The organism is Candidatus Goldiibacteriota bacterium (genome assembly GCA_016937715.1).
Lineage (GTDB): Bacteria > Oederibacteriota > PGYV01 > PGYV01 > PGYV01 > PGYV01.
In genome coordinates, this window is record JAFGWA010000042.1 from 1 (window position 1) to 5,783 (window position 5,783).

A 5,783-nucleotide genomic window follows, 5' to 3' on the forward strand; every position below is an offset into this window, starting at 1 on the left:
ACAAGTAGCAAGTGACAAGTAGCAAGTGACAAGTAGCAAGTGACAAGTAGCAAGTGACAAGTAGCAAGTGACAAGTAGCAAGTGACAGGTGACAGGTGACAAGTGACAAGTGACAAGTAGTCAGTTATCAGCTGTAAGTTGTTACTTGTAAGCTGTTACTTGTAACCTGTAAGTTGTACTAGAAAGTCAGCGCTCCGCCTTCTTCTTCGGAATCCGGATCCGGATTATTTGTTTTGACAGGGGAATCCGCAGGGGCTTCTTCGCCGCTTTCGTAATCGTCAAAATCGCTGTGCATAAAACTTGCGGATGTATCAGAATGAAGTGTGCAGTATTTTACCGGTTCTGTGCCTTCAACAAACGGGGCATCTATAGGTGCGGGGCAGTTTTTATCCGCCAGCATGCCGCTTTTTACGCATATCTTTTTAAAAACAATATTGTTTGGAACGGGAAATTCGGCATCTGATGAGCCGTAAGCTTTAAGCATAATTTCAGCCCATAAAGGGGCGCAGGCATAACCGCCTGTCATCTGCTTGCCAAGATTTTCTTTTGTGTCGCAGCCTATCCATATTGCAAGTACCATGCGCGGTGTAAAACCAATAAACCAGGTATCCGTAAATTCGTTTGTTGTTCCTGTTTTACCCGCTGCAGGGCCGGTAAAACCAAGGCGCCTTATAGAAGCGCCGGTACCGCGGTCAATAACGTTTTCCATCATAAATGTGACAATATAAGCTGTGGTTTCAGGAAGAGCCTCGGTCAGTTTTGAAATATGGCTTTCAAGTTCTTTGCCGGAATTGTCTTTTACGGAAAGCACGGATAATGGCTCGGGTTTCATGCCGCCGTTTGCCAGTGTCGCAAAAGCTGTTGTCATTTCAAGAAGTGAAATAGATGAAGAGCCAAGCCCAAGGGTAAGGTCATCCGCAAGGGAACTTGAAATTCCCATTTTGTGCGCGTATTTCTGCGCGGTGCGTATGCCTATTTTATCAAGTAATTTTACAGTGACCACGTTCATGGAAAAAGCAAGGCCGTTTAAAAGTATCACCGGCCCGGAAAACCTTCCGCTGTAATTTTCAGGGCGCCAGTCAGTGCCGTTGGCATTTTTATAAACAATAGGGGAATCCATAAGGACATCAGACACACGAAAGCCGTTGTCAATTGCCGATGTATACACAATCGGTTTAAACGCGGAGCCGGTCTGCCTTTTTGCCTGTACAGCGCGGTTAAATTCGTTCTCGTTATAATCAAGCCCGCCTATCATTGCTTTAATGTTTCCGGTGGAAGGTTCCATTGCGATAAGCGCGCCCTGAAGCGGCTGTGACAGCGGTTTTCCTGTCTTACTTTCTATTTTGGCCTGCAGGTTTCTTACGTGTTTTGTCATAAGGTCCTGCGCTATATTCTGCAGGTTTGTGTCAAGCGTGGTATAAACTTTAAGCCCGCCTTTGTATATGACGGTGTTGCCGTAAGTGCCTTCAAGCTGCTGGCGGACGTATTCCACAAAATACGGCGCGTTTTTAACCTCTAATTTGCTTAATATTAAAGGCGTGTTAATTGCCTCGTCGCGTTCTTCGGGTGTTATAACTCCGCGTTCCGCCATAATATTTAATACAACATTTCTTTTTTCCATTGCAAGGTCGGGATTTCTGTAAGGGTTATAACTGGAAGGCGCCTGCGGAAGCGCGGCAAGTACGGCGCATTCGGGAAGGGTAAGTTCTTCCACGTGTTTGCCAAAATAAGTCCTTGAAGCGGCTTCAACGCCGTATGCGCCGGCTCCAAAAAATATCTGGTTGCAGTACAATTCAAGAATTTCGCTCTTTGTATAATATTTTTCTATCTGCAGCGCAAGCAGTGCTTCTTTTATTTTTCTGCCGATTGTTTTTTCCCTGTTTAAGAAAAGGTTTCTTGCAAGCTGCTGTGTAATGGTGGACGCGCCTTCAACTATTTTACCGTGGGAAAGGTTGTTAACTGTGGCGCGGATTATGGCTTTAATGTCAAAACCGCTGTGCTGATAAAAGTTGGGGTCTTCTTTGGATAAAATGGCATTCTGCAGGATTAAAGGCACCTGCGCGATTTTTACAACCGTGCGCTGTTCGGCAAACAGCTGGGACACAAGGTTACCGTTGTTGTCGTAGATTGCGGTGGACATGTTTGGTTTATAATTTCTTAAATCCGCCACTTCGGGTACTTCCTGTGTATATGCTAGAAAGATGCCTGTAACGGCGCCCAGTATTACAAAAGCCGCGATTATGTATACCGCCAGCATAAATTTACCTTTCTTCTCAGGGGAAGGGATATTTGCTTTATTCTTATCAGGGGATTCTGCGGATGACTTTCCTGTATAGATGCTTCTATAATCCAAATTACACCTCTTGTTATTTTTTTAAGTATGCCTGAATAAATACGTTTATAATTCTATCAATTTTTGGCTTTAATTCAAGGAAAAAACACACGGTGTAATTCATGATTATATTAAAAGCGGGCAGGGGATAAAGAAAGGCCTTAAATAAAAATGGCAGATAAACTATTGCCAAAAAGACGTAAATTTGATATAACCTTAATGTTTTAGAAGTTGAAGTATTAAGTTTGTTCTTTTTATTCATAAAAAATTTTTAGGTGGCGGTGGGGTCCTCTTACGAGGACAAAACGATAGGAAAGCAGTATTATAATGTGTACGCTTTGCGTACACTTGCGTTTCAGCTCAGGCAACTGAGCTCCCGGAACTTAGGGAAACAGTTGTGCAGTATTTACATTGTTCTTATTACACAGTTATATTTAAAGGTGGCGGGGTAGCTCAGTTGGTTAGAGCAATCGGTTCATACCCGGTGGGTCGGGGGTTCAAATCCCTTCCCCGCTACCAAAAAAATATAACAGGCAGGGGATTTGAAAAGAGCGAGCGCCGAACGATTAGTGAGGATTAAGCGAGCGACGGCTATAGTGCCCGGAGGGTAGGTCGAGCTGCGCAGAGCGCAGGGTGACCAAATCCCTTCCCCGCTACCAAAAAAAATAATTGTTTTGTCATTTAAAGTAGAGACGCAACATGTTGCGTCTAAGGTTTTGTAGTTTTGTTTTGTGGTATTGTTTTGTCATTTAAAGTAGAGACGCAACATGTTGCGTCTAAGGTTTTAAAAAGGCGGGACGCAACATGCTGCGCCTTTGTAATAAAATCAAAGAAGTGTGTTTCTGCGGCAAATACAACACCTTATCCAAAATGTTTTTTTATCAGGGGAAAAATAATTATGAAACTTTATCCTGCCATGCTGAAAGAAATAACAAAGTATATCTGTGAAAACGATACAATAGTTATAGGTGTTTCCGGAGGCCCCGATTCAATGGCTTTGTTTAACCTTCTCAATTCCATCGCGGAAAAGTATAATCTGAAAATAATAGCGGCGCATTTTAATCACATGCTGCGCGGCAAGGAAAGTACGCGTGATATGGATTTTGTGCGCGGCGAAGCGGCAAAGTCCGGCAATATATTTGTTGTCAGAAGTAAAAATATACACGCCCTTAATAAAAAAACCGGGTTTGGTACGGAAAAAACCGCAAGGGAAGAGAGGTACAGGTTTTTTATTGAAACCGCCCTTGAACATAATGCTTCAAAAATAGCGCTTGCGCACAACCTGGATGACAATGCGGAGACAATTCTGTTCCGCTTTATTAAAGGCACCGGGACAAAGGGTTTATGCGGTATTCCGGCGCAAAGAAAAGTAACAAACGGAGAATTTGGAATTAAAGATAATAACCTTTCCGGCGCCGGTATTACTATAATAAGGCCGGTTCTTAAATTTTCCAAAAAACAGATTATTTCATATCTGAAAGAAAGAAAGCAGAAGTATATAACTGACAGTAGTAATAATGAATCCATATATCAGAGAAACATTATCAGGAATAAACTTATTCCTTTCATGGAAAAAGAGATGAATCCATCGGTAAAAGAATGCCTTGTAAGAAATGCCGTAATTGCGGCAAATGAAGAAGAATTTATGCAGGCGCAAGCCGGCGGATTCATTCAAAAAAACGCTTTAATTGGCAGTAATAAGGCTGTTTTTTCAAGAGTGAAGTTTTTATCCCTTCATACCGCTTTAAGGCAAAGGGTAATATTGGCTGTGCTATACAGGGTTTTAGACGCTAAAAGAAAAGTGGATTACACGCTGGTGGCAGACGCGGAAAAAGCAATTACAGAAAATAAAATCATGTCTTTGCCGGCAGGTTTTGTTATAAGGTATGAAAATGAAAATGTGATTATTCAAAAAGGAAATAAAACGCGCGGATTTAGCGATAAAAGCGTGTTAATTCATGAAGCCGGCCGGAAAACGGTATTTGGCGGGTTTGTATTTGAAACAAGGATTGTAAGCAATAATAAGGGGATTAATTTAAAGGGGAAGAACAGCGCGTATGTTGATTTTTCAAAAATAACTTTTCCTTTAACCTTAAGAAAAAGGAAAAATGGCGATAAATTTGTCCCGTATGGCATGAATTCATCGGTGAAAATAAAAGATTTTATCATTTCACAAAAAATAAAAGAAGATGTTATATTGGTTTGTGACAAAAAAGACATTATTTGGGTGGCGGGCAAAAGGACAGATGACAGGGTGAAAGTGGGTCAAAGTTCCAAAAAACTTCTTATGATGCGGTTTTTTCCTTTAAAATAAGGCTTTTTTTACGGTACAACGTTTAAAAAAAACTTGCTTTTATGGTGGGGATGGTATATATTGTTTATATCTATTCATAAAAATTTGGAGGTTTTTAATGAAACTACATAAATTTAAAGCCTTTATTCTATCCCTGGCCTTCCTCTCAATTTCAATCACGGCATTTTCGGCGTCCGCGCTTTTAGTCGTGGCTCCGGGTGAAAGTTTTGCACCGGGCAGCGCTAAAACAGGCACGCCTGACCCGCAAACCTGCGGTGTGCCATTCAATGTGAATGTTTATGCTGTTAATGACCTTAGCTGGCAGTTAAATGACGCGTCCGGCGCAGGGCTTGACTTATCCGCTTCTGCTGCAGCTTCGTTTTCTCCGGATCCTACAACAATAAATTCGACCAGAACTGTAAGCGTTACAATTAATACAACCACAACAGGCGCTGTTGGCTTATATGCAAATAATAACATAGCGCCAATATCCGGCCTTTCGCCTTCATCTGTTACATTAACCGCGCAGTATATTCAAAGCTTCAGTTTTGTAAACATAGCTTCAGCAACTGCAGGAACACCCATTCAGCTTACAATAACCGCAATTGACAACACAGGCGCGGTTGTATCAAGTTTTAACGGTACTGCTTCTCTTACGGCTGTTTACCCGAACAGCGCGGACAATGTATCGCTTGGAACGGTAACTTTTGAAAACGGTGTTTATAGGGGCCTTGCAACGCTTTATAACGCGGAAACCGGAAACGTATTAATACGATGCGTATCCACAACACCGTCGCGTTCAAGTGACAGCAATAATTTTGTGGTAAATCCCGGCGCTTTCGCGCGCATGCTTATAGTAGGGCCGGGGCAGACATATTATCCCGGAACTAACGGCGGAAACGGAAGGATGCCTGCATCAACTACAATTACAACTCAGACAGCGGGAACGCCTTTTAGTGTTAATGTTTACGCGGTTGATAATTACTGGAATACCGTACCGACTGCAGCCGGTACCGCAACACTTGATTCTACGGATACAAATGACAGTTACGACAGCGCTACAAAATCATTATCTTCAGGTATGGCTTCTTTTTCTGTGACGTTAAGGACTGTAGGCGCGGGTAAGGCGCAGACAATAACAGCGTCTTCAAGCGAAGG

The 5,783-nt window shown here is 42.3% G+C and carries 3 protein-coding genes and 1 tRNA gene; 3 read left to right on the plus strand and 1 reads right to left on the minus strand.

What is annotated here, in order from left to right:
• Nucleotides 1-178: 178 nt before the first annotated feature.
• A complete protein-coding gene (locus JXR81_04935) occupies nucleotides 179-2,353 on the minus strand; it encodes a PBP1A family penicillin-binding protein (GenBank protein ID MBN2754195.1) in 2,175 nt (724 codons plus the stop codon).
• A 421-nt stretch (nucleotides 2,354-2,774) separates the two neighbouring features.
• Here JXR81_04935 and JXR81_04940 point away from each other — a divergent pair.
• The 3 genes from JXR81_04940 to JXR81_04950 form a co-directional block, all read left to right on the plus strand.
• Nucleotides 2,775-2,851 (plus strand) — tRNA-Met (locus JXR81_04940).
• A 379-nt stretch (nucleotides 2,852-3,230) separates the two neighbouring features.
• Nucleotides 3,231-4,646: a tRNA lysidine(34) synthetase TilS gene (gene tilS / locus JXR81_04945; protein ID MBN2754196.1), complete on the plus strand. Its 1,416-nt coding sequence runs from the start codon at nucleotides 3,231-3,233 to the stop codon at nucleotides 4,644-4,646.
• A gap of 97 nt (nucleotides 4,647-4,743) precedes the next feature.
• A partial coding sequence (locus JXR81_04950; protein MBN2754197.1) for a hypothetical protein occupies nucleotides 4,744-5,783 on the plus strand: 1,040 nt, incomplete at its 3' end.

Excerpts from the sequence above, each read along its gene's own strand:
- tilS (MBN2754196.1), top strand. The coding sequence starts at position 3,231 with ATGAAACTTTATCCTGCCATGCTGAAAGAAATAACAAAGTATATCTGT.